General features: G+C 46.2%; 1 protein-coding gene. It reads right to left on the bottom strand.

Annotation, left to right across the window (positions count from 1 at the left end):
* On the bottom strand, positions 1–966 hold a 966-nt coding region (gene cysK / locus R7P67_RS26670), incomplete at its 3' end, for a cysteine synthase A (protein WP_005489833.1).
* Positions 967–1011 lie beyond the last annotated feature (45 nt).

The following is a 1011-nucleotide window of genomic DNA, read 5'->3' as shown; positions in this document are numbered from 1 at the left end:
TTGTTGGTTCTCTTTTTCGGTAAAGATACCAGCAAATAGTGCCGTACTTAGGTAACGTTCACCTGAGCTTGGCAGAATTGTCACGATGGTTTTTCCTTCAAATTCAGGTAGTTCTGCAATTCGGTTCGCAGCAACGACAGCAGCGCCTGAAGAGATGCCTGCAAGGATGCCTTCCTCTTCCATTAGTCGACGAGCCATCTCAATTGCTTCTTCAGAAGTCACTGGCTCAACTCGGTCGATAATGTCCAAATCTAGGTTTCCAGGAATGAAACCTGCACCGATACCTTGGATTTTATGTGGTGCTGGTTGAATTTCTTCGCCTGCTAGCGCTTGCGCGATTACTGGTGATTCTGCAGGTTCTACAGCAACAGAAGTGATCGCTTTACCTTTCTCACCTTTAATGTAACGGCTTGTACCAGTGATAGTGCCACCCGTACCAACGCCTGCTACTAGCACATCGATTTCACCGTCTGTCGCATCCCAGATTTCAGGGCCAGTGGTTTTCTCGTGAATTTGCGGGTTAGCAGGGTTGTTGAACTGTTGTAGAAGAAGGTATTTTTCAGGATTGCTTGCTACGATCTCTTCTGCTTTAGCAATTGCGCCTTTCATGCCTTTCGCTGCTTCAGTTAGCTCAAGGTTTGCGCCTAGTGCTTTAAGTAGCTTGCGGCGCTCAAGGCTCATTGATTCAGGCATAGTTAGAGTCAATTTGTAACCGCGAGCGGCTGCTACGAACGCTAATGCGATACCTGTGTTACCACTGGTTGGTTCTACTAGTTCTACGCCTGGCTTTAAAGTGCCAGCTTTTTCTGCTTCCCAAATCATGTTTGCACCGATACGGCACTTAACGCTGAAGCTTGGGTTGCGTGCTTCAATTTTCGCTAGAACGTTACCTTTGCTCACTTTGTTTAGGCGAACTAGGGGCGTATTACCAATGGTAAGAGAGTTATCTTCGTAGATTTTGCTCATAGTGATGTTCCTTCATTACACGTTGTGTGAATATGGATAGAAGAA

The sequence above is a fragment of the Vibrio sp. Vb0937 genome (genome assembly GCF_033338855.1).
The sequence above is the reverse complement of the archived record's forward strand: the minus strand, read 5'-3'. Positions and strand labels throughout refer to the sequence as shown.